This is a genomic window from Variovorax sp. P1_G12 (assembly GCF_056405555.1).
This window is the reverse complement of record NZ_JBFUBW010000038.1, coordinates 43763-64964: the sequence shown is the minus strand read 5'-3', so window position 1 is coordinate 64964 and position 21202 is coordinate 43763. Positions and strand designations below refer to the sequence as shown.

Annotated in this window: 22 protein-coding genes and 3 pseudogenes; 11 read left to right on the top strand and 14 right to left on the bottom strand. The window is 61.9% G+C overall.

Going from position 1 to position 21202, the window contains the following annotated elements; genetic code table 11:
• Positions 1-51 precede the first annotated feature (51 nt).
• The 4 genes and pseudogenes from AC1D2O_RS31710 to AC1D2O_RS31695 all read right to left on the bottom strand — a co-directional run.
• Positions 52-1701, bottom strand: coding sequence for an AMP-binding protein (locus tag AC1D2O_RS31710; protein WP_478158481.1), 1650 nt, complete (start codon positions 1699-1701; stop codon positions 52-54).
• 12 nt (positions 1702-1713) lie between these two features.
• Positions 1714-2922: an ABC transporter substrate-binding protein gene (locus tag AC1D2O_RS31705; RefSeq protein WP_478158480.1), complete on the bottom strand. Its 1209-nt coding sequence runs from the start codon at positions 2920-2922 to the stop codon at positions 1714-1716.
• A 548-nt stretch (positions 2923-3470) separates the two neighbouring features.
• The gene (locus AC1D2O_RS31700) at positions 3471-4046 is read right to left on the bottom strand and encodes a TetR/AcrR family transcriptional regulator (RefSeq protein ID WP_477650800.1); all 576 of its coding nucleotides are present in this window, start codon (positions 4044-4046) and stop codon (positions 3471-3473) included.
• Positions 4047-4190: 144 nt separating this feature from the next.
• Positions 4191-4369 (bottom strand): annotated as a pseudogene (locus AC1D2O_RS31695) (IS3 family transposase); the annotation flags it as partial.
• Positions 4370-4685: 316 nt separating this feature from the next.
• Here AC1D2O_RS31695 and AC1D2O_RS31690 point away from each other — a divergent pair.
• Positions 4686-4829: a hypothetical protein gene (locus AC1D2O_RS31690; protein WP_478158479.1), complete on the top strand. Its 144-nt coding sequence runs from the start codon at positions 4686-4688 to the stop codon at positions 4827-4829.
• A 74-nt stretch (positions 4830-4903) separates the two neighbouring features.
• Here AC1D2O_RS31690 and AC1D2O_RS31685 read toward each other — a convergent pair whose 3' ends face one another.
• Positions 4904-5542: a TetR/AcrR family transcriptional regulator gene (locus AC1D2O_RS31685; RefSeq protein ID WP_478158478.1), complete on the bottom strand. Its 639-nt coding sequence runs from the start codon at positions 5540-5542 to the stop codon at positions 4904-4906.
• Positions 5543-5619: 77 nt separating this feature from the next.
• On the opposite strand from AC1D2O_RS31685, the gene AC1D2O_RS31680 reads away from it, so the two are divergent.
• Positions 5620-6825, top strand: coding sequence for an MFS transporter (locus AC1D2O_RS31680; protein WP_478158477.1), 1206 nt, complete (start codon positions 5620-5622; stop codon positions 6823-6825).
• Between the two features lie 19 nt (positions 6826-6844).
• Here the strand turns inward: AC1D2O_RS31680 and AC1D2O_RS31675 are convergent.
• The 7 genes and pseudogenes from AC1D2O_RS31675 to AC1D2O_RS31645 form a co-directional block, all read right to left on the bottom strand.
• Positions 6845-6949 (bottom strand): annotated as a pseudogene (locus tag AC1D2O_RS31675) (DUF2784 family protein); the annotation flags it as partial.
• Between the two features lie 141 nt (positions 6950-7090).
• Positions 7091-7450 (bottom strand): hypothetical protein, encoded by a 360-nt coding sequence (locus tag AC1D2O_RS31670; protein ID WP_478158482.1) that lies wholly within the window; start codon positions 7448-7450, stop codon positions 7091-7093.
• A gap of 61 nt (positions 7451-7511) precedes the next feature.
• Positions 7512-7616, bottom strand: a pseudogene (locus AC1D2O_RS31665) (hypothetical protein); the annotation flags it as partial.
• Complete coding sequence (locus tag AC1D2O_RS31660; RefSeq protein ID WP_478093928.1) at positions 7570-7752, bottom strand: hypothetical protein; 183 nt, start codon at positions 7750-7752, stop codon at positions 7570-7572. The gene AC1D2O_RS31660 and the pseudogene AC1D2O_RS31665, both read right to left, overlap by 47 nt.
• A 38-nt stretch (positions 7753-7790) precedes the next feature.
• Positions 7791-8612, bottom strand: coding sequence for an ABC transporter permease (locus tag AC1D2O_RS31655; protein WP_478158476.1), 822 nt, complete (start codon positions 8610-8612; stop codon positions 7791-7793).
• A gap of 1 nt (position 8613) precedes the next feature.
• Positions 8614-9462, bottom strand: a complete 849-nt coding sequence (locus AC1D2O_RS31650; protein ID WP_478158475.1) for an ABC transporter permease — start codon at positions 9460-9462, stop codon at positions 8614-8616.
• Between the two features lie 94 nt (positions 9463-9556).
• The gene (locus tag AC1D2O_RS31645) at positions 9557-10585 is read right to left on the bottom strand and encodes an ABC transporter substrate-binding protein (RefSeq protein WP_477650556.1); all 1029 of its coding nucleotides are present in this window, start codon (positions 10583-10585) and stop codon (positions 9557-9559) included.
• Between the two features lie 314 nt (positions 10586-10899).
• Here AC1D2O_RS31645 and AC1D2O_RS31640 point away from each other — a divergent pair, with 314 nt between their 5' ends.
• The 4 genes from AC1D2O_RS31640 to argE all read left to right on the top strand — a co-directional run bounded on the left by AC1D2O_RS31640 (position 10900) and on the right by argE (position 14216).
• The gene (locus AC1D2O_RS31640; protein WP_477650555.1) at positions 10900-11313 is read left to right on the top strand and encodes a RidA family protein; all 414 of its coding nucleotides are present in this window, start codon (positions 10900-10902) and stop codon (positions 11311-11313) included.
• A 6-nt stretch (positions 11314-11319) separates the two neighbouring features.
• Positions 11320-11991, top strand: coding sequence for a DUF1028 domain-containing protein (locus tag AC1D2O_RS31635; RefSeq protein WP_478158474.1), 672 nt, complete (start codon positions 11320-11322; stop codon positions 11989-11991).
• Between the two features lie 65 nt (positions 11992-12056).
• On the top strand, positions 12057-13016 hold the full coding sequence (locus AC1D2O_RS31630; protein WP_478158473.1) for a LysR substrate-binding domain-containing protein: 960 nt from the start codon (positions 12057-12059) through the stop codon (positions 13014-13016).
• Between the two features lie 42 nt (positions 13017-13058).
• Complete coding sequence (gene argE / locus AC1D2O_RS31625; RefSeq protein WP_477650345.1) at positions 13059-14216, top strand: acetylornithine deacetylase; 1158 nt, start codon at positions 13059-13061, stop codon at positions 14214-14216.
• A 3-nt stretch (positions 14217-14219) separates the two neighbouring features.
• Here argE and AC1D2O_RS31620 read toward each other — a convergent pair whose 3' ends face one another.
• Positions 14220-15362 carry an alpha-hydroxy acid oxidase gene (locus AC1D2O_RS31620; protein WP_477650344.1) on the bottom strand — a complete coding sequence of 381 codons (1143 nt, stop codon included), beginning with the start codon at positions 15360-15362 and terminating at the stop codon, positions 14220-14222.
• Between the two features lie 6 nt (positions 15363-15368).
• Entirely contained in the window at positions 15369-16619 is a 1251-nt protein-coding gene (locus AC1D2O_RS31615; protein WP_477650343.1) for a flavin-containing monooxygenase, read from the bottom strand.
• 276 nt (positions 16620-16895) lie between these two features.
• On the opposite strand from AC1D2O_RS31615, the gene AC1D2O_RS31610 reads away from it, so the two are divergent.
• The 5 genes from AC1D2O_RS31610 to AC1D2O_RS31590 are packed head-to-tail and all read left to right on the top strand — an operon-like array spanning position 16896 to position 21126.
• A complete protein-coding gene (locus AC1D2O_RS31610) occupies positions 16896-18044 on the top strand; it encodes an ABC transporter ATP-binding protein (protein WP_478158472.1) in 1149 nt (382 codons plus the stop codon).
• Between the two features lie 14 nt (positions 18045-18058).
• Positions 18059-19069, top strand: a complete 1011-nt coding sequence (locus AC1D2O_RS31605; protein ID WP_478158471.1) for an NAD(P)H-quinone oxidoreductase — start codon at positions 18059-18061, stop codon at positions 19067-19069.
• On the top strand, positions 19069-19689 hold the full coding sequence (locus AC1D2O_RS31600) for a glutathione S-transferase family protein (RefSeq protein WP_478089874.1): 621 nt from the start codon (positions 19069-19071) through the stop codon (positions 19687-19689). Before AC1D2O_RS31605 ends, AC1D2O_RS31600 begins: the two co-directional genes overlap by 1 nt.
• Positions 19690-19695: 6 nt before the next feature.
• A complete protein-coding gene (locus tag AC1D2O_RS31595; RefSeq protein ID WP_478158470.1) occupies positions 19696-20160 on the top strand; it encodes a type II 3-dehydroquinate dehydratase in 465 nt (154 codons plus the stop codon).
• A 9-nt stretch (positions 20161-20169) separates the two neighbouring features.
• Complete coding sequence (locus AC1D2O_RS31590; RefSeq protein ID WP_478089876.1) at positions 20170-21126, top strand: 2-hydroxyacid dehydrogenase; 957 nt, start codon at positions 20170-20172, stop codon at positions 21124-21126.
• Positions 21127-21202 lie beyond the last annotated feature (76 nt).

The window sequence follows — 21202 nt, the reverse complement described above, 5'->3', positions numbered from 1 at the left end:
ATATTAGAGAAGGCCATATATATAAATTTGCTCGAATTCTGTTTTTAAGAATTAAATCCCGGCCGCCTTCCGGGTATTTGACTTGCGAGTTTTTAGGTCTCTAAAATCGAAGACACCTTTGACTTCCCTAGGGTCGCACTCGCTCTTGAAAATCAAATACTTCTGAATCTTTTGCGTTCCGCTTTTCGGGATTTCGTTTGTGAACCAGATATAGCCTGGCGCCTTGAAATAGCTCAATTTTTCGACGCAAAAATTGAACAGATCTTTGGCAATCTTTTCGCTGCCGGCCACGGAATTCGTTACGACGCATGCATAAACCTCTTCTTCACGAATCTCATCCTTGACGGCAATGACGGTCGCCTGGCGAACAAGAGGATGGCTTTGCAGCACCTCCTCTATCTCCGTTGCGGCGATATTTTCTCCAGATCGCCTGATGATGTTTTTGCTTCTGTCGACAAAATGAAATATTCCGTCCGAGGTTTGCCGAACCAGATCGCCCGTGTGGAACCAGCCACCACGCCAAGCGTGTTCCGTCGCCACGGGATCATCAAGATACTCACTGAAAAATCGCCGGCGAGGTGTCGCCTCCGAGTAGCGCACCGTCAGCTCTCCAGTAGTGCCCGATGGGACAGGCGAATCGTTCGCATCGACGATTCGCGCTTCCAACCCGGATGACGGGATTCTTCCGAAAGCTCGCGTGCCTACCGATCGCGGAGGGGCATTGTCAAAAATGCCGCCAACGACTTCGGTCATCCCCCAGACTTCGACAAGAGGAAATCCGAAACGGTCCTCGAATTTTTGATGCAAAGTTGCCTCCACGCCTGCACCGATTCMGAAACGCACTTTGTGTGCATTGTCAAAATTGGATGATGCTTGGTTGAGCAGCATCGGAACGATGACCCCCAGATAGTGAATGACCGTCGCCTCGCACTCATTCACCTCCTTCCACCATCGATTGGGATGAAATCGATCGCCCTGAATTTGACAATTCCCGGAAAGCAGAATGCAGAAAAACGAGAAGACGGATGCATTGACATGGTATAGCGGCAATGGGTTATACAAACGATCCTTGCCTTCTTGAAACGTCGAGACTCCACCTCGCGTCAAATACCATGCGCCCGATTCGAGTTCGTAATTGTGCGTCAGTACGCAACCTTTTGGGCGCCCCGTGGTTCCCGACGTGTATAAGATGCTCGCTGGCATATCAGAGGAAATCGGGCTTTGACTTGCAGTTTTTACCGGGTTTGGCAACGCAAAACCAACTTCGTCAGCCAGGCAAACCGGCATGGGCCCTGATATGGCTGACTTGACGAAATGAATTCGACTGGAGGCTGCGACGACAAGATCTGGCTTCGAATGTTCGACGACATATTGAAGCTCGTTTTCGCGATATTCGGAATTCAACGGGATGCAGCAAATCCCAAGAGAATTAAGAGCGATCTTGTGGAGAAGATGTTCTGGGCGATTCTCCAGATCAAGCCCGACACGGTGCCCAGATCCATAACCTGCGCGAGAATAAGAGGCAATCAATCGATCAATTTCTCTTTCTGCTTCCAGGTAGGTAATCGAATAACCTTCTGAGTGGTATGTCCGATTTTCATTCCTCGGAGCCATCAAAAACAAATTCGAGCCATGGATTTTCACGGCTTCTCTGAAAATCTGGCCAATTGTCGAATGATGATTTATTTGAATCATATGCATGCCCGCATTTGGCTATTTCCAGTACTGGCATTTTGATTCTGATTTCCTGATGAGCACTTCTTCTCCCGGGAGTTTTTTCACGATTTTGAAAACATCCCATGGATATTTCGATTCATCCGGCCTCTTGACCTGAAGCAAGAACATATCCTTGTTGAGTCGCCCATCAGGACGGATGTAAGCATCTTCGGCAAACATATCGTTCACGCGAGTCGACTTCATTTTTTCCATCACCTTGTCGCCATCGTCCGTGCCAGCTGCTGAAACAGATTCGAGGTAGAATCGAGTTGCCGAATAGTCAGCAGCATGCAGAAACGTAGGCTGGCGTTTGACGACCGCAAAGAAGCGCTTCGCCCACGCCCGTGTGGCTTCATTGGTGTCCCAATACCAAGCGGAACTGGTATACATGCCTTGAGTTGTGGCCAATCCAAGAGCATTGACGTCGGTCTCGAACATCAATGGTGCGGCCAGCATCATTGTTTTGGTTAGTCCAAAATCTTTGGCGCCCTTGATTGACGAAATGAGATCGGATCCCGCGTTGGCGAAGGCAAGAACTTGCGCTTTTGATGTTTGTGCCTGCAATAGAAAAGAAGAGAAATCAGGTGCAGAGAGTGGATGCTTGACACTCCCTAATACTGTGCCGCCATGCGCCACTACGACGTCACTTGTCTCCTTTTGCAGAGATGCGCCATAGGCATAGTCGGCCGCCAGGAAGTACCAAGTTTTTCCACCAAGGGCTACGACCGCATTTGCAGTTGTTCTCGCGACCGCCGCAGTGTCGTATGCGTAGTGAATTGTGTACGGCGAGCATTCCTCGTTGGTCAGTCGGGTTGTCCCGCCACCCACCGCGATGAACGGTTTCTTTTTTTCCAACGCGACTTGAGCCATTGCCAAAGTCGTCGCGGAATTCGTTCCGCCAATCAGTACATCAAGCCCTTCGCGATCGAACCATTCTCGAGCCTTCGACGACGCGATGTCCGCCTTGTGCTGATGGTCTGCAGTCAGCAACTCCACCTTCACCCCTTTCAAGGTCGGTGCAGCATCTGCGATTGCCAATTTAATGGCCTCGACCCCGMCTTTTCCGTCGATGTCGGCGTAGGCGCTGGACATGTCGGTGATAAAGCCGATCTTGATGACCTTGTCTGAAATTTGAGCATTTGCTGCGCCGCAAATGACCAATGGCAATGACATGCTTGCAATTATTCTTGAAAAATATTTGCTCATCCAGATCTCCATTTTTCATCAAAAAAAGGCGTTTCTGCATATTTTCATGCGCCATCAGACTTCTCTCGAATGTCGACGTGCTGGCAGAATAGCAGACGCAGTACCAAACGCTTGTTAGGTAAAATCCCTAGGTTGAAGCGCCAGCCGCATGGACTCGCTGCTCGCTGAGTGAGGGGTTCGACGCCTTCCTCGCAAGGAGGTTGTGGGTTAGACGCGAGGGCTTCGCGCCGGCAGCCCGCCGATGCGGGGTACGAGGCGGCTGCACGCGGTTGACTGCCTTTATCCGGGAGTGGCGAGCACCGTGCGAGCCGGGCCCTTCATCCACCATGCAAGGGGCATCGGCCCCACGCTGCCCTCGACCATCGGCCGCCCAAGAGCCGGATCCCGGCTATGAACGACCTTCTGCACCTCGCCAACTGGGCGGCTCGACCGCCGGTGTGCGCAGGTACTCGAGCACTGACTTCTTCTCGTGGTGGACATGCCTCGCCTCAGACCGGCGAGAAGCAGCCTCTTGGCTCTACACAGTCATCAAGATGCAAATTCTCGACTCAAGTCGAGAGGCCTCTTTTGATTATTTCCACAAATTCTGTCGCAATGGCTGCGGGCAAATCCCGTTCCGATCTGTACCAGATGCGAGACCAATTGAGGCCCCCGAGCAGCAGCAATCTCAGTGATTTTCTGTTGATTTCTGGGGGGAGCTCCAGATCTCGGATCACCCGGACAAAGATCATTTCATACTCGTCTCGCAACTCGGTGAGTCTCTCCGTGTCGCCAGGGACGTCTTCGGGCATGATCTTGGAAATGACCTGGGCATAGCTGTTGTCTTCAAGGATGGCCTGAAGATGGGCGGTGCAGGCTTTTTCCAGGCGAATCCAGGGGTCCTGCTCCCCAGTTATTGCGCGTTCAACTGAATCGATGACGTGTTGCACCCCCACTTTATAGACCGCAGCCAATAAATCTTCTTTGGAGGAGAAATGGTAATAAAGGGAGCCGGATGGCATCCCCAACGCATTCATGATGTCCCGGATTGACGTTCCGCGATAGCCGTTCGTCGCGAAAAGCTCAGCTGATTTATCCAGAATCTGCGGCAGTCTACTTATTTGACCGACTGTTTTTTTTGACATTTCCTGCGTAAATTCCCTAATTGGATGGTCGCGTTTCTATTGCATCGAGGCACCACGCATTAGACTTTCCTCTTGAACGCTGGTGAGGAGCACGGACTGCAAAACCAGAGAGGTGTGACTGTTCCCCCTGGAATCCGTAGCCGATCACTGAGCCCATGACTCGGCTTGTTTCGGTTGAGTGGCAAGCCGGTCCTGCTCGAACTGCATCGGGCTGACGCAGGCCAGCGTGAGTGAAGTCGAGCACGGTTGTACCAGAGCAGCCACGCCAGGGCCTCATCCTTGGCCTCGCGTCTGGTTTGGAAGCGTTGCCCGTGCAGCCGCTCGCTGGGCGAGGAGGCTCCGTGCGCCGCAAAGGCGCCGCCAGCAAGGCGCCGCGCCCGCCGCAGCGCCTTGCTGGCGGCGCTGCTGGTGTTCATTTTTTTCGTGCCGTGGCCGGACCACGTCCGCACCTCCGGCCTGTTGCAGCCGCACAACCGGCTGGGGCCCTCTACGCCCCGGCGCATGCCGTGCTGGACGCACTGCTCGTCGCCAACGGACAGGCGGTGCCGCCGGGCCAGCCACTGCTGCGCCTGTCTTCCGCGGAGTTGGACCTGCGCGCCCGCGCGAGACACGCTGTACCCGGAACACGCGGTCTACCGAGTGGTGCTGGACGCCGACCAGGCCCTGCCTGCCGCCAACCCGGCGTGGCGCGGCCGCGTCGCGATCGCCGGGCAGTGGGAGGTGCCGGCGATGCGCTTCCTGCGCAACGCGGCTTCGGTGGCTTGGCGCGAGGCTGGCTTCTGATCCAGCCGCAGGCCTCGACACCGCGCCCGCGCGATGATTCGAGCTGACCGCCAACGATCGCGAGATGACGATCGTCAGCAAGGCGCGCCGGGCTGCGCCGCGGCTCTGGGCTTCGGCTTGGCGCGGCCGCTCGACGTCGCCGCATCCAGCATCAGCGCCGCCATCTCGCGCGCCGCGACCGCGGCGCTGCTGCCCGCCCCCAACTGGCCGGAAACCGATGCGCCGTCGTAAAGCAGCACCAGTTGGGTCGCCAGGTGGTCGGGATCGGCGGCGCCGGCATCCCGGGCCAAGCCGGTGAACAGCGCTTTCATCCATCCACGGGCGTCGTCGCAGGCGGCCTTGACCGGTGTGCCCGGCTTCGACTCGGCCGCCGCCCGATTGAAGGCGCAGCCCCGGAACCCGGGCGCGGCCATCACGTCCTCCATCGCGTCGAAGACGGCGAGCAGGCGATCGCGCGGCGTCGCACCGGCCGCGATCCTGGCGCCGATGCGCGCCTCGCGGGCCTCCTGCCGCGCCTGCAGGTAGGCGCGAATCAGCGCCTCCTTGCTGCCGAAGCAGTCGTAGAGCGAGGCCTTGGCGACGCCCGCGCGCTCGATCACGCGCTCGATGCCGACCGTGTGGATGCTGCCTTCGTAGAAGAGCTCGTCTGCCGCCGCCAGCAGGCGCTCGCGCGCCGAGCGGCGTTCCGGAGCCACTGATTGTTTCGTTTCCATGGGCTTGACATTACCAGACCGGTCTGTACACTGCAAGAGCCAGACAGATCGGTCTGTATGGTTTTTCGGAGCCCGCCATGTCATCCCTTTGCCCGACCGCTCTCGCCGCACCGCCGCAGGCCCGGCGCCGCCTGTCGTCGAACGCCGCCTTCCTGCTGCAGGCCTCGATGACGCTGGGTTTCCTGGCCGGATCGAGCGCGCCGACGCCCTTCTATGCCATCTACCAGAAGCAGTGGGGCTTCTCGGCCACGATGCTCACGCTGGCCTTCGGCATCTATGCGCTCGCGGTGCTGTCCGCGCTGCTGGTCGCCGGCCGGCTGTCGGACCACGTGGGGCGCCGGCCGATCCTGATCGGCGCCGCCGCGGCCCAGGCGCTGAGCATGTGGGTGTTCGCGACCGCCCACGGCCTGCCGGACCTGTTGCTGGCGCGGGTGGTCCAGGGCCTGTCCGCCGGTGCCGCCATCGCGGCGGCCGGCGCCGGCCTGCTCGACATCGACAAGGGCCGGGGCGCGATCGCGAACTCGGTGGCACCGATGATGGGGACCGCCGCCGGCGGCCTGGTGGCCGGGCTCATGATCCAGTACCTGCCGGCCCCGATGCATCTGGTCTATGCCCTGCTCGGCGTCGTCTTCGTGCTGCAGGGCGTCGCGGTCTTCTTCATGGAAGAGAGCGCGCCCGCGCGGCCCGGTGCGCTGGCCTCGCTGAAGCCGCGGCTGGCCGTGCCGCCCGCGGTGCGGGGCCCGCTGCTGCTGGCGGCGCCGGCGCTGGTCGCGGTCTGGGCCATGGCCGGCTTCTACGCCTCGCTGGGCCCGACGCTGATCCGCAGCTTCTCGGGCACCACCTCGGTGCTGCTCGGCGGGCTGGCGCTGTTCGTGCTGGCCGGCAGCGGTGCGCTGGCGGTGTTCCTGATCCGCGAGGCTTCGCCGAGGGCGCTGATGCGGCTCGGCTCGCTGGCGCTGATCGCCGGGATGGCGATCGTCATGACGGCGATCTCGTTCCACTCGGTGCTGCTGTTCCTGGTCGGCAGCGCGATCGCCGGGCTGGGCTTCGGGACCGGCTTCCAGGGCGCGCTGCGCAGCGTGGTCGCGCTGATCGCGCCGCAGGAGCGGGCCGGCGTGCTGTCCGTGCTGTTCGTGATCGCCTACCTGGCGATGGGGCTGCCGGCGATGCTGGCCGGCTATGACGTCGCGCACCAGGGCGACATCGTGCGCACCGCGATGACATTCGGCAGCGGCGTCGTCGGGCTGTCGCTGCTGGCGCTGATGGGCACCGTGCGCCGCTGAGGCGGGAACCGGCTTCGCCGGCGCTGCGGCGCAACGCGTTCTCGATCGGCGTCAGCGGGCAGATCCAGCCTGCCGACACCACCCAGCCGGCCCACGCGCCGGCCGGCAGATGCAGCCACGCCAGCCTCGATGCGGTTCCTGCGTAGTGCCGCTTCGGTGGCTTGGCGCGAGGCTGGCTTCCGATTCAGCCGCAGGCTCCAACGCCGCCCGTCTTCTCGAGAGATGGAGCTTCCTTGAAACACGGGCGATTCAGCCTTCAATTCGGTCAACGCATCACTTGCGCTCGATCAACGATCGTGTCTGCTTGTGCCTTGCTGACGGCCGCTCCCATCGTTCCGAACATCGCGCCCCAGCTGCCAGCGGAGCCGCCCAGGCGGGTCGCCATGAAAACGTCAATGACCTCCGGCGTGGAGTGGCGCAACAGTTCGGCCCCCTGTATCGCCCGAGACAGTGCTTCGCTGGCTGGCCGTGCCAGGAACTCGTCTTCTAACATGCCTTCCACCAGCGCCGGCAAGCGCTGCACAAAGGCGTCGTACACCTTGCTCTGCCCCCGTACGCTTTGCATGTCTGCCAACAAAGCTTCCCAGCAACTGGTGTCCTTGCGCATGGCGCGGCGCACATCCATGCACATCCATGCACATTATGTTGGCCGCACCTTCCCAAACGCTGTTGAGCGGTGCCTCCCGGTAGATGCGGACCATCGGGTTCTCTTCGATGAACCCGATGCCATGGCATTGCAATGCCTCATTGGCCACGGCCGGTGGGCGCGAGCAGTTGAAGAATTTGGCCATCGTCGCGCACCCGCGCATTCCCTCGCTCTACCTGTTCAACAACTCGCCGTCGAGCGCGCCGGATGCGCTTGTCGTCGACGTTGCGGAAGAAGCGCTCGACCAGGTTCAGCCACGACGCGCTGGTCGATTCGAGCATGCCGGGCAGATAAGTTCCATGACTTCACGCGCACCGCACTATTGGCTGTCCTCGATGTTGAGGATCTTCCCCAAGCCCAGAAAATAGTTGGCAAACGCAAGCAGAGCTGCCGTCACCGCGATGTAGACAGCGGAGAGCGCCGCCAGGGTCGGGTCGGCAAACTCCCGAACGTAGTTGTACATGGCCACCGGCAGCGTCTGCGTGTCCTGTGTCGTCACGAAAAGCGATGCGGTGAATTCGCTGAATGACATGATGGCGGCGAACAGCCATCCACCGAAGAGTCCCGGAGCCAGAAGCGGAACCGTGACGGTGAAGAGCACCTTCACCGGCGACGCGCCCAGACTGGCCGCCGCCTGTTCAAGCCGTTCGTCCAGGTTCTCCATGGAGACATAGACGCTCCGGAGCACAAAGGGCAGCACCAGCATGACGTGGCACAGGATGACGATGCCGTATCCACGTTGCACCGAGGTCTGCGACACCAGGATGAGCAGGCCCAGCCCCAACGTGAAATGCGGCACCACCAGCGGCGAATGCAGGATTGCGAGGAGGAGCTGCTTGCCACTGAATTCCAACCGCTTCACGGCGATGGAAAGACAGGTCCCGATCACCAAAGCCAGGAAAGAAGACCATCCGGTGACGACCATGCTTGAGCGAAATCCTTCCTGGAAATCCGGATAGCTGAACACCCGCGCAAACCACTTGAGCGAATACGACTCAGGCGGAAAAGCAAGGATCGCCTTTTCGTTGAATGCGGCGATCGTCACCACTACCACCGGCAACAAGACGAATGCAAGCAGGATGGCGATCAGCAGCGGCCCGGCCACACGCAGCGGCAGGGGCAGGGAACTTCGGATCTTCATTTCAGTGTCCTCCAAAGGCCTTCAGGCGCTTCGTCAAGAGTCCCAAGGCAAAGAGCGCCGCGGTCGTCATCAGCAGCCCCATCACACTCAGGCTGGCTGCCAGCGGAAAATTCATGGAGGAAAAGCCGAGTTGGTAGACCAGGGTCGAGACCGTGGGAACGCGGCCTCCGCCGATCATCTGAGGCGTCGCAAAAGCACTGAAAGTCCAGGCAAAGGCGGTCGTGATGCTGGCCAGAATGCCCGGCATTGAAAGAGGCAGCGTGACCGTGACGAACGTCTTGACGGGGCCCGCGCCCAGGCTTTGCGCGGCCTTTTCGTAGTCGCGGTTGATGTGCGAGATCGCCGTAGCGAGCATCAGGACCACCACGGGAATCGTCACGTGCACCAGCGCGACGAGCACGCCCAAGTGGGTGAACATGAGTTCGAATGGCCATTCGATCAGGCCGAGCTTTCGCAAGGTGCCGTTGATGAAGCCATTGCTGCCCAGGACGGCGATCCACGAGTAGGTCCGGACGATTTCACCCAGAAACAGCGGCGTGATCGAAACGATCAGGATGAAGGATTTGAGAGCCCGGTTCTTCACACGAACGAGGGCGTAGGCCAGGGGATAGGCGGCGAGCAGCGAGAAGACCGTCGTCTCCACGCTCAGCAGCAAGGTATTGGCAAAGGCATCGAGATAGATCGACTTGCCCATGCCCGTGAAGTTGGCGAAGGTCAGCCCGCCGACATCCAGTGAGCCAGGGACAAACGCCCGAAGGCTGAACTGGAACACCGCGGCCAGGGACACGGTGATGCCCATCGCAACTATCACGGCTGGGGATACCAGCCAGGCCCGTAGATCGGAGCGCATTCCTAAACCTTGTTCCAGTGACTTGATCGGCCAGGGAGGATTCCTGCGGCCCAACGGCGCAAGAACCCTCCCCCTTGATGAACCCCCAACGGGGTCAGTTCATGATGTTTTCGGTGAACCACTTGCGCCACTCTGCAGTCTTCTCGGCGCGCAGCTTGTTGTCGATCACGATGGTCTGGCTGTCCCACTGTGCCTTGGTGGTGAACACGCCTGGCAGCTTGGCGTCTTCGGCCGAAACCGTTGCGTTGTCGACGACCGGGCTGGCCTTCTTCGAAGCCACGATCTTTGACTGCACTTCGGGCGACAGCGCAATGTTCAGGAACTTGTGGGCCAGGTCAGTCTTGGTACTGCCCTTCATGATGGCCATGGTGTCAACGCCAAGCACCGCGCCTTCCTTGGGCATGACCACCTTGATCGGCACGCCCTGGCTGGCCATGTGGTATGCGTTCATCGAGAGAATGACCTCTACGGGCGTTTCCCCGGTGGCGATCAGTTGCTGCGCATTGGCGTCGTTGGTATAGAAGGCCTTGAAGTTGGGCTTGAGCGCCTTGAGTTTGTCCTGACCCTTTTCCCAGGACTTGGTATCCCCGCCCGACAGCATGGCAGAAACCGCAATCAAATGGCTCGGGTCGAAGTCGGGGGCGCTGATCTTGCCTTTCAGGGCCGGATTCCACAGGTCATTCCAGCTTTCGAATTTGACGCTGGGCGGCAGCAGGTCGGCGCGATAGCCGATGGAATACACATAAGCCCAGCTGCCGATGTGGTACGGGCTGATCTTGGCGTGGTCGACCAGGCGGCTGGCGTTCGGGATCTTGCTGTTGTCGAGCTGCTCGAACAGATCGCTGTTGACGTAGAGCCAGCCGACATGCGAGGTCGTGAACGTGACGTCGCTTTCGGGCTTGGAGGCGAGCTTGGCCTTGTTCAAGCGGTCGATGGTGCCGCCGGTCACGTACTTCACCGGCACGCCGGTTTGTTTGGTGAACTCCTTGCCGATGTTCTCGTCGATGAGGTCGCGAAAACTGCCGCCCCATGTGCTCACCACCAGGGCGTTGTCCTGCGAATAGGCCGGTGTGGCGGCCAGCGTGGCGGAAAGCATGCACAGTGTCAAAAGCTTGCGAATCATTGAAAACCCTCAAATTGAAAAGTTGAACGTTGGTCGGAGCTGCCATCCGTCGGTGAGTCGCCTGGAGATGCAAGCATTAGGCACGCACCCTGTCCACTCACTTCAGCGACCGGATGATGTGGAACTCGCGACCTGCGGCCAAGTCGCCTTTTACTTAGAGGTGCCTCAACTTTCCCGATGGGCGGGCGTCGGCGGCCAAGGCTCGGAAATTCCTAAACGGTCGCCCGGAAAAAACAAATGGCACCGATGGCCGGCGCCGATGACCATTGCCATTCCCGGCATCGCCGACATTCCCGTCATCCGCCGTCAGCAACATGAAACACACCCGCATTCGCCCTTTCAATACCAAGGTCACGTACCCGGAACAGAAGCTCGACAACGACCTGTGCCAGGCCGTCGTCGCCCGAGGCAGCACCGTCTTCCTGCGCGGGCAGATCGGACAGAACCTTGAAACGTCCGAGAGCGTCTGCATCGGCGATGTCAGCGGTCAGGCGGAGCAGGCCATGGCGAACATCGCGATGCTGCTCAAGGAGGCCGGCGGCGAACTCCAGGACATCTGCAAGATCACGATCTACATCGTCGATCCGCGTTACCGCGAGGCCGTATATCTCGTCGTGGGCCGCTGGCTGAAGGGGGTTTTCCCGGTATCGACAGGCATCGTGGTGTCTGCCCTGGCCCGTCCGGAATGGCTGGTGGAAATCGATGCCACCGCCATGATCCCCGACTGAGCCCCCATGACGTTCTCCATCATCGCGCGCTGCCCCGCCACCGGGCAGTTCGGTGCCGCCGTGGCCTCGTCCTCCCCCGCGGTCGCCGCGCGCTGCATCCGCGGCCGCACGCACGTGGGCGCCGCCGCCAGCCAGAACATCACCGATCCGGATCTGGGCCCGCTCGCCCTGGACCTGCTCGCCAGCGGACTGACGCCGGCGCAGGCGCTGGCCGAGCTGCAAAAGCGCCCCTTCATCGACTACCGCCAGGTGATGGCCATCGATGCGTCGAACCCGCCGGTGGTTTTCACCGGGGCCAAGGCGCTCGGCACTCTGGCCAGCGTGGTCGGCACCCATGCGGCCTGCGCCGGCAACATGCTGCTCACACGCGAGGTGCCCCAGGCGATGCTCTCGGCATTCGAGAGCGCCGAAGGCCCGCTGGCCGAACGCCTGATGCAGGCCATGCTCGCCGGCCAGGCGGCCGGTGGCGAGGAAGGCCCTGTGCATTCGGCTGGCCTGCTGGTCTACGCGGACCAGAATTGGCCCATCGTGGATCTGCGGCTGGACTGGGTGGAGCTCGACCCGGTGCAGGCCCTCTACGGCACCTGGAAGGTCTACGAACCGCAGCTGCAGGCCTACATCACGCGGGCGCTCGATCCGCGCGCCGCCCCCAGCTTCGGGGTGCCTGGAGACCTCTGAAGGGCCGCCGGTACACTGGGCCGTTTGCGCCCCGCGCCGATCCACGGCTTCTTCTCTTCCTCGACATGCTCAATCGCGTTTCCTTGCGTCAGATGGAGTATTTCGTCGCCACCGCGAAATACGGCAGCATCGCCGCTGCGTCGGCACAGATCCATATCTCCTCGCCCTCGATCTCCGCGGCCATTGCGCATCTCGAGTCCGAACTGAACGTGCAGTTGTTCGTCCGCCATCCTTCCAAGGGACTGGGGCTGACCGCCATCGGCACCCTGGTGCTGCGACAGTGCGAAGATGTGCTGGACCAGTCCTCCCGCCTGTATGAAATCGCCTCGGATTCGAGCGATGTCATGCAGGGTGCCTTGCGGGTGGGTAGCTTCCAGTCGCTCACCGCCATGATCGCGCCGGAGGTCATCTTCGGATTCTCCCGAGCGTTCGAGAAGGTCGGAGTGGAGATGGTCGAAGGTGACCAGGTGGTCTTGATGAACAAGCTCCGTGCGCTCGAGATCGACCTGGCGATCACCTACGACCTGCACCTGGGCGACGACATCGAGTTCGAAACCCTGGCGACGCTGCCGCCGTATGTGCTGGTGAGCGAACTGCATCCGTTGGCGCAGGAGAAGGCCGTCACGTTCGAGGAGCTGGCAGCCCAGCCCTACGTGCTGCTGGATCTGCCAATGAGCCGGGAGTATTTCACCTCGCTTTTTGCCACGGCCGGCGTCACGGCGAACATCGTGGCGCGCTCGCGGTCCGAGGAAGTGGTGCGGTCCATGGTGGCCAACGGCATCGGGTATGCGCTGTTCAACGTGCGGCCCAAATCGAACCAGGCGCTCGACGGCAAACGCATGGTGCGTGTGCGTCTGGCCGGCACCCATCGCCCGATGCAGCTTGGCCTGGCAACGTACAAGCCGATGAAGCAGTCGCGATTGACCCGCGTCTTCATGGAGCGCTGCCGCGCCTACATCTCCGACCAGTACATCCCCGGCATGAGCGCTGCGAGTTTCTTCGACCCCCACGTCACGGCGCCCTGAAGCGCCCAACGCATTGCCATGGATCAAGCAAGTTCTGCAAACATGTCCAGCATCTCGCTGCTGGAAACCCTGATTGCCTTCCCCTCGGTTTCCCTGAAGCCGAACATCGGGCTCATCCACAAGGTGCAGGAGGTCCTGACGGAGGCCGGCATCGAATCCACCCTCGCACCGGATCCGCAAGACGGCAGCAGGACCAACCTGTTCGCCACGGTGGGTCCGCAAGGCATCCCAGGTGTCCTGCTCTCTGGCCACACCGACGTGGTGCCCGTGGACGGCCAGCCCTGGACCTCGCCGCCCTTCGAAGCCACGCACAAGGACGGCCGCATCTACGGACGCGGCTCGGCCGACATGAAGGGCTTCGTCGCCTGCGCAATCACCGCCATGGTGGCTGCGGCCCGGCGACCGCTGAAGCGGCCCCTGCAACTGGCCCTGTCCTTCGACGAAGAGATCGGCTGCGTCGGCGTGCGCCACCTGCTGCGCCGACTCGAGAACAACCTCCCCGCCCCGTACCTTTGCGTCGTCGGCGAGCCCACCCTGATGCGTATCGGCACGGGCCACAAAGGCAAGTCCGCCTACCGGGCGCTATGCTGCGGCCAGGCGGGCCATTCGGGCTTGGCGCCCCAGTTCATCAACGCCGTCCACATGGCCAGCGACCTCGTCGCATCGGTGCGCGAGGTGCAGCGCGAACTGTCCGAAACCGGGCCCCGCGAGCATGGCTACGGCGTGCCCTACTCCACGGTCCACGTCGGCGTGATCCACGGCGGCCGGGCCCTGAACATCGTGCCCAGCGAATGCGAGCTCAGCTTCGAGATTCGCAATGTCTCGCAGGACCAGCCCGAGGAGATCCTGGCCCGCGTGCTCCAACGCCTGGTCGACCGCGTGGCGGCCGATGCGGTGCATCCCGAGGCCCCCTTGCCGAACATCCAGCTGACCAACAGCTATCCCAGCCTGAGCACGCCCGAGGATTCACCGGCCGTCGGCCTGCTCAGCGCCTTGCTGCCCCCCGGCACGCCCTGCACCAAGGTCGACTACGGAACCGAGGGCGGCTTGTTCAAGCAGAGCTGGCGCGAAACCCCGGTGCTGGTCTGCGGCCCCGGCAGCATCGAGGTGGCGCACAAGGCCGACGAATACGTGGAACTGTCGCAGATCGAAGCCTGCGACCGGATGCTGGCCGGCCTCGTCGACTTCCTCTGCCAGTAAGCCTCAGCGCATGCGCAGGATTCCGCGGTCGACCCCGCGGATATCCGTCTTGCCGCAGAAGGCCATGGAGAGATCGAGTTCGTTCTGGATGAGGTGCAAGGCAGTGGCAACGCCTTTCTCTCCCAGGGCGCCCAGGCCGTACATCATGGCGCGGCCGATATAGGTCCCGCGCGCCCCGAGCGCGATCGCCTTCAACACATCCTGCCCCGAGCGGATGCCGCCATCCATATGAACCTCCACCCGGTGTCCGACGGCCTCCACGATGCGTGGCAAGGTCGAGATCGAAGAGGAGGCGCCGTCCAGCTGCCGCCCGCCATGGTTGGACACCACGATGGCATCGGCTCCGCTTTCCACCGCCAGCCGCGCATCCTCGGGATCCTGGATGCCCTTGACGATCAGCTTGCCTTTCCAGCGCCTCTTGATCCATTCGACGTCTTGCCAGGACAGGCGCGGATCGAACTGATCCCGGGTCCACTCCACCAGCGAGCCGATGCTGTCCACGCCCTTCGCGTGCCCGACGATGTTGCCGAAATGGCGATGCCGCGTGCCCAGCATGTTCCAGCACCAGCGCGGCTTGCTCGCCAGGTTCACGAGGTTTCGCAGGGTCGGCCGAGGGGGCGTGGACAGGCCGTTCTTCTTGTCCTTGTGCCGCTGTCCGAAGACCTGCAGGTCCATGGTGACCACGAGCGCGGAACAGTTGGCGTTCCGGGCCCTCTCGATCAGGCCTTCCACGAAGGTCCGGTCGCGCAGCACATAGAGCTGAAACCAGAACGGATGGCGACCGGTCGCCTCGGCCACCGCCTCGATCGGGCAGATGCTCATGGTCGAGAGGGTGAACGGTATGCCGAACTTCTGCGCTGCGCGCGCCGCCAGGATTTCACCATCGGCATGCTGCATGCCGGTCAGGCCGGTGGGCGCGATCGCCACCGGCATGCGGACCGGCTGGCCCACCATGGTGCTGGCGGTGCTGCGATCGGTGATGTCCACCGCCACGCGCTGGCGAAACTCGATTTTCCGGAAATCCTCTTCATTGGCACGGTAGGTATATTCGGTCCACGAGCCGCCATCCACGTAGTCGTAGAACATTCGCGGCACACGTTTCCTCGCCAGGCGGCGCAGGTCTTCGATGCAGGTGATCTCGGCCATGCAGGCTCAGGGTTTGCCGTATGACATGTACCCGTCCTGGATTGCGATATGGTCGGCGATGTATTTCGCGTCGTGCCACACGCCATAGATGAAGGATGACGCGCGGTTGACCAGGTTCGGCAATCCCAGGAAATAGATGCCGCTCTCGGCGGAAATGCCCCGCTTGTGAAAAGGCGCGCCCTTTTCATCGAAGGCATTCACCTTCAGCCAGCTGTAGTCGAACGCGAATCCGGTCGCCCAGAGAATGGTCGTGATGCCGGCCTTTTCGAGATCCAGGCTCATGATCGGTTCCTTGAGACAGTCCGGATCCGGCAACAGTTCCCAGGCTTCGGGCTCCGGCGCAAAGGGCAAGCCGTTCTGCTCGATATAGGCATCCGCTTCGCGCAACACATCGAAGTACGCCTGGTCGCCTTCTGCGACATTCATGGCCAGGCCTTCTTCGAACGCGATGACGCCGTCCTGGTAGGTCTTGGTCAGGCCCACCAGCGTCACGCCCATGTGCGCAAGGCGGCGAAAATCGACCGTCTTGCCACCCTCGTAGCCGCTGACGGCGAACGCGACGTGCTGCTTTTTGGGCTTGATCTTGACCTCATCCCACAGGCCCAGGGCACCCAGCCACCAGCAGTAGTCGCGGCCACGATAGGAACGCGGCGGGCGGTAGTGCTCGCCCACCGAGAGATAGACCGTCTTGCCCGCCTTTCGCAGTTCCTCGGCAATCTGCGAGCCGGAGGCACCCGCACCCACGACCAGCACGGCGCCTTCTCGCAACTGGCCCGGGTTCTTGTACGCCGAGGAATGCAACTGCTGAATCCTGTCGGTTTCAGGAACGATCTTCGGATAGGCCGGAATCTGAAAAGGACCGGTGGCCGAAACGACGTTGGTCGCTTCGATGACACCCTCGGAGGTCGTCACCTTGAAGCCCGGGCGACCCACGTGGCGCTCCACCTGCTTGACCTCGACACCGGTACGCACGGGCGCCTTCAGCATGGCGGCGTAGTCTTCGAAATATTGCGCCATGCGCTCTTTCGGCGGAAATGACTCCGGCGAGACATCGTCGAACTTCAGTCCTGGAAAACGGTCATGCCAGGCGGGGCCATTCGCGACCAGGGAGTCCCAACGCTCCGAACGCCAACGTTCCGCGATCCGACTGCGCTCCAGCACCACATGCGGCACACCCATCTGCGAAAGGTGCTCACTCATCGCAATGCCCGCCTGACCAGCGCCGACCACCAAGGTATTGATTTTTTCCACTGACATTTGAGGTTCCTAAAGAAAATCGCCACTGATGCACGTCGCCAGGCAACCTGGAGACACCAGTCATCGATGCCGGCGAGTCTGAAGAAGCACGCCGCATTTGAGAATCACAGTTTTCGGACTCAGGGCTTAGGAAAAAGCAAAGCGCTGCGCGCAAGGCTCTCGAAAGGCTCTCGCAATGGCCTGTGCCCCGCGGCCATCGAGGCCTTTCGTTTTTCCGAGGGGCCGCATCAATTTCGGCAAAGACCCGGTCGCGGACCAATGACTTATCGTTCGGGCATGAAAGTAGTCCACTCCGACCCTGCAGCGCAGCCCAGCCTTTCGCATCCGCAGGCCGACACAGCCGTCAGCCTGGAAGGCGTGGTCAAGAAGTACCACGACCAGACCGTGTTGCACGAGGTCTCGCTGAAGATCAAGCGTGGCGAATTCCTGACCCTGCTGGGTCCGTCGGGCTGCGGCAAGACGACGCTGCTCAACCTGATCGCGGGCTTTGCCGAGGCCGACAGCGGCGAGATCTTCATCGAGGGCCAGCCGGTGACCAGCGAACCGCCGCACAAGCGGCAGATCGGCATCGTCTTCCAGAACTACGCGCTCTTTCCGCATATGACCGTGGAGCGCAACATCGGCTATGGCCTGCGGATGCGGGGCGTGCCCAAGGACGAGGTGGCCCAGCGCGTCAAGGAAGCGATGGCCATGGTCAAGCTCACTGGCCTGGGGCACCGCAAGCCGCGCGAACTCTCCGGCGGCCAGCAGCAACGTGTGGCGCTGGCGCGAGCACTGATCATCCAGCCCAAGGTGCTGCTGCTCGACGAGCCCTTCTCGGCCCTGGACAAGAGCTTGCGCGGCTCGATGCAGGTCGAGATCCGCGAGATCCAGCGCCGCCTGGGCCTGACCACGGTCTTCGTCACCCACGACCAGGGCGAGGCGCTGGCCATGTCGGACCGCATCGCCGTGATGTCGGCCGGTGTCATCCGCCAGATCGCATCGCCGGCCGACCTGTACCGGAATCCGCAGGACCCGTTCGTGGCGTCCTTTCTGGGCGACGTGAACATCCTGCCGGCGCACTACCACGGCAGGACCGCCCACGAGATCCAGCTGCGCCTGGGCTCCGGCTACCTCAACCTTCCGCAGGCCCGATTGGTGGATGCGTCGCACGAAGGCGAGAGGCTGGACGTCTACGTCCGCCCGGAGCACATCCTGCTGGAGGGGCTGCATGCCGGTTCGGTCCTGAGCGGCACGGTGATCCACCACGTCTTCCAGGGTGACCACATCAATACCTTCGTGGATGTGGATGTTCCGAAGACGGCCCGCCAGGTCGTCACGGTGCGCAGTGCAGGCCTTGGCGCCATGCAGCACTGGCCCATCGGCTCGGTGGCCGGGCTGGCGCTTCTCGATGAGGGCATCAGCGTTTTCAGTTCCCGAAAGTAAAGCAAAGCAGACCCATGACCGACATCAGCCCCCCCCTTCCACGTTCGATGAGAGCCATCGTCGCCCGGGAGCCCGGCGACGCCAGCGTGCTGGTGCTGGCCGAGCGCCCCATGCCCGTGCCCGGCGCCGGCGAAGTCCTGCTCCGCGTGCTCGCCGCCGGCATCAACCGGCCCGACATCATGCAGCGCCAGGGCATCGCCAAGCCCGCGCCCGGTGTCACCGACGTGCTCGGCCTGGAGGTGTGTGGCGAGGTGGTCGCCTGCGGCCCCGGTGTCGACAGCGGGCTTCTCGGCCAGCGACTCATGAGCCTGGTGCCCGGCGGGGGCTATGCGCCCTGGTGCACGGCGTCGGTCGATCATTCCTTCGTGGTGCCGGCCCATCTGTCCGATGTCGAGGCAGCTGCTTTGCCAGAAGGGCTCTTCACTGTCTGGCACAACCTGTTCGAGCTCGGGCGTCTGGCGATGGGCGAGACGGTGCTGATCCACGGCGCCGCTGGCGGCATCGGCACGCTCGCGATCCAGATGGCCCATGCGGCCGGCTGCACCGTCATCGTGACCGACAACGACGAAGCGCGATTTCCCGAACTGAAGGCTCTCGGCGCCGATCTGGCGATCTGCTGGCCCACCACCGACTTCACCCAGGCCTGCCTTGACTACACCGATGGGCGCGGTGTGGACGTGGTGCTCGACATCGTCGGCGGCGACTATGTGCGCCGAAATCTTCAAGCCATGGCTTTCGGCGGGCGGCATGTCAGCCTGTCCTTCATGCAGGGCTCGGCGGTCACCATCGAACTGCTGACGCTGATGCAGCGCCAGTTGAGCCTGCACTCCTCCACCATGCGTCCGCAGAGTCACGCTGAAAAGGCCCGCATGGCCAAGAGCTTGGCCCACCATGTGATGCCGCTATTGAAAAGCCGGCGGATCGCGCCGCGCATCCACAGTACTTTCCCGGTCGCGGAGGCCGCGGCATCCCATGCCATGCTGGAAAGCGGCAAGGTGTTCGGCAAGCTGGTGCTGGTGCCCTGATGTTGAAACTCCTCTTTGCTCCGACCTCGCCTTTCGTGCGAAAGGTCATGGTGTGTGCGCATCTGACCGGACAGGTCGAGAACATCCAACTCCTGGACAGCGCCGCTCATCCGGTTCGACGCGACCCGCGCATCGCGGCTCACAACCCGCTCGCCAAAGTGCCGACCCTGATCCTGCAAGACGGCCAGGCCCTCTACGACAGCCGGGTGATCTGCGAGTACCTGGCCAGCCAGGCGGGCGCAGAGACGATATTTCCTGCGTCCGGCGCCGATCGATGGACGGCACTCAGCCGCCAGGCGCTGGGCGATGGCCTGCTCGACGCCGCGCTGCTGGCGCGCTACGAGCTGACGGCGCGTCCCGCCGAATTTCAGTGGCCCACCTGGCGCGAGGCCCTGTTGACCAAGGTCACGGCCTGCCTCGCCTCGATCGAAAGCATCGCCTCCGGGTTGCACCACGACAAGCCCACGATCGGCGAGATCACCATCGGCTGCGCATTGGGATACCTGGACTTCCGGTTTCCCGAACTGGACTGGCGCGCGCCATGCGGCATCGCCGCCCGTTGGAACGAAGCCTTCCAGAGGCTGCCCGCCATGCTGGCCACCCAACCCAACGAAGCTTGAGAAATGATGACCGACACCTCGAATCCTCCCATCTCGGTCTGGTTCCTGAACGGCCCCAACGCCAACCTCTATGGCCTGGATGCCAACAAGAACTACGGCACCGACAGTTTCCCCGTCCTGCAGTCGCGCTGTGAGCAGAAGGCAGCCTCGCTGGAGGTCGGCCTGCGTTTCCTGCAGTCGAACCATGAAGGACAGCTGATCGACTGGATCCAGGAAGCACGCGGCGTGGCGGACGGCATCGTCATCAATGCGGCCGGTTTGACCTACACGTCCATCCCCATCCTGGATGCCCTGATGTCCTTTCCCGGAAAGATCATCGAAGCCCATATGAGCAACATCTGGAAGCGCGAGCCCTTCCGCCATCACTCCTACATATCGAAGGTGGCGGATGGTGTCATTGCCGGACTCGGGGGGGACGGCTACGAACTCGCCATCGAGGCCATTGCGCGCCTGGTGCGAAAGAACAAATAGGCTTTTGAAATGACGTTTCCTGGAGCAAAGGCTGTGGGCACCCTGGCCTTCTATAGCGACTTCGACGATTTCCAGACTTGGAAAAAGGCGCTTCAGGCGCAGCTTCCGGCACTTCATGTGGTTCACGCGAGCCAGACCGAGCGGCCGGAACTGATTGACTACGCCCTGGTCTGGAAGCCCCCGCAGGGCATCTTCAGGCAGATGACGAATCTTCGGCTGATCATCAACCTGGGCGCCGGAGTGGATTCGCTGGTGACACGTGACGACCTCCCCGGGGACATTCCCATCACCCGGATCACCGACCCGCAGATGTCGAGGATGATGGCCGGCTATGTGCTGTTCGCGGTGCTCCGGCACGCCCGGGATATTCCGGTCTTCGAACAGGCCCAGCGCTCAGGCCAGTGGACTTATCGCCACCCGCGTTCGCCGGAGGAAACGACCGTTGCGGTGCTGGGATTGGGACAGCTGGGAGCCAAGGCCGCGCATGAGATTCAGCGTCAGGGGTTCAGGACGCTGGGTTGGTCGCGCAGCCTTGCGCAGATCGATGGCGTGGCGTGTTCAGCCGGCATGGAGACGCTCGATTCCGTCATTGGCCAATCGGACATCGTCGTCCTGATGCTGCCGCACACGCCGCAGACGAACCAGCTCTTCCATCGCGGTCGCCTCGAAAAAATGCGGCCCGGCGCTGCGTTCATCAACGTCGCCCGGGGCGCCCTGGTGGATCAGGCCGCGTTGACGGAGCTGCTCCAAAGCGGCCACATCGGCGCGGCAACGCTGGATGTCTTCGAGCGCGAACCCCTGCCGGCCGGAGATGCGCTGTGGAGCTTGCCCAATGTGCTCATCACCCCGCACCTCGCATCGGTGGCCATTCCGTCATCCTCGGCCAAGCAGATCGCAGCCAACATCCTCCGCGTCTCAGCCGGCGAATTGCCAGACAACATCATCGAGCCATCACGCGGCTATTGATGGGCCATGCTGAGGCTGGCGCAATCAGATCGCAAGCGCGCAGGCCCCACCGCCTCGAGGCACCACAAAGAAAGCG

Coding starts and splice junctions, on each gene's coding strand:
- AC1D2O_RS31650 (WP_478158475.1), bottom strand. CDS start 9,462: ATGCGCTCCGATCTACGGGCCTGGCTGGTATCCCCAGCCGTGATAGTT.
- AC1D2O_RS31600 (WP_478089874.1), top strand. CDS start 19,069: ATGTTGAAACTCCTCTTTGCTCCGACCTCGCCTTTCGTGCGAAAGGTC.
- AC1D2O_RS31590 (WP_478089876.1), top strand. CDS start 20,170: ATGACGTTTCCTGGAGCAAAGGCTGTGGGCACCCTGGCCTTCTATAGC.
- AC1D2O_RS31685 (WP_478158478.1), bottom strand. CDS start 5,542: ATGGAAACGAAACAATCAGTGGCTCCGGAACGCCGCTCGGCGCGCGAG.
- AC1D2O_RS31605 (WP_478158471.1), top strand. CDS start 18,059: ATGACCGACATCAGCCCCCCCCTTCCACGTTCGATGAGAGCCATCGTC.
- AC1D2O_RS31700 (WP_477650800.1), bottom strand. CDS start 4,046: ATGTCAAAAAAAACAGTCGGTCAAATAAGTAGACTGCCGCAGATTCTG.
- AC1D2O_RS31645 (WP_477650556.1), bottom strand. CDS start 10,585: ATGATTCGCAAGCTTTTGACACTGTGCATGCTTTCCGCCACGCTGGCC.
- AC1D2O_RS31615 (WP_477650343.1), bottom strand. CDS start 16,619: ATGTCAGTGGAAAAAATCAATACCTTGGTGGTCGGCGCTGGTCAGGCG.
- AC1D2O_RS31640 (WP_477650555.1), top strand. CDS start 10,900: ATGAAACACACCCGCATTCGCCCTTTCAATACCAAGGTCACGTACCCG.
- AC1D2O_RS31610 (WP_478158472.1), top strand. CDS start 16,896: ATGAAAGTAGTCCACTCCGACCCTGCAGCGCAGCCCAGCCTTTCGCAT.
- AC1D2O_RS31680 (WP_478158477.1), top strand. CDS start 5,620: ATGTCATCCCTTTGCCCGACCGCTCTCGCCGCACCGCCGCAGGCCCGG.
- AC1D2O_RS31660 (WP_478093928.1), bottom strand. CDS start 7,752: ATGCTCGAATCGACCAGCGCGTCGTGGCTGAACCTGGTCGAGCGCTTC.
- AC1D2O_RS31635 (WP_478158474.1), top strand. CDS start 11,320: ATGACGTTCTCCATCATCGCGCGCTGCCCCGCCACCGGGCAGTTCGGT.
- AC1D2O_RS31655 (WP_478158476.1), bottom strand. CDS start 8,612: ATGAAGATCCGAAGTTCCCTGCCCCTGCCGCTGCGTGTGGCCGGGCCG.
- AC1D2O_RS31630 (WP_478158473.1), top strand. CDS start 12,057: ATGCTCAATCGCGTTTCCTTGCGTCAGATGGAGTATTTCGTCGCCACC.
- argE (WP_477650345.1), top strand. CDS start 13,059: ATGTCCAGCATCTCGCTGCTGGAAACCCTGATTGCCTTCCCCTCGGTT.
- AC1D2O_RS31670 (WP_478158482.1), bottom strand. CDS start 7,450: ATGGATGTGCGCCGCGCCATGCGCAAGGACACCAGTTGCTGGGAAGCT.
- AC1D2O_RS31620 (WP_477650344.1), bottom strand. CDS start 15,362: ATGGCCGAGATCACCTGCATCGAAGACCTGCGCCGCCTGGCGAGGAAA.
- AC1D2O_RS31595 (WP_478158470.1), top strand. CDS start 19,696: ATGACCGACACCTCGAATCCTCCCATCTCGGTCTGGTTCCTGAACGGC.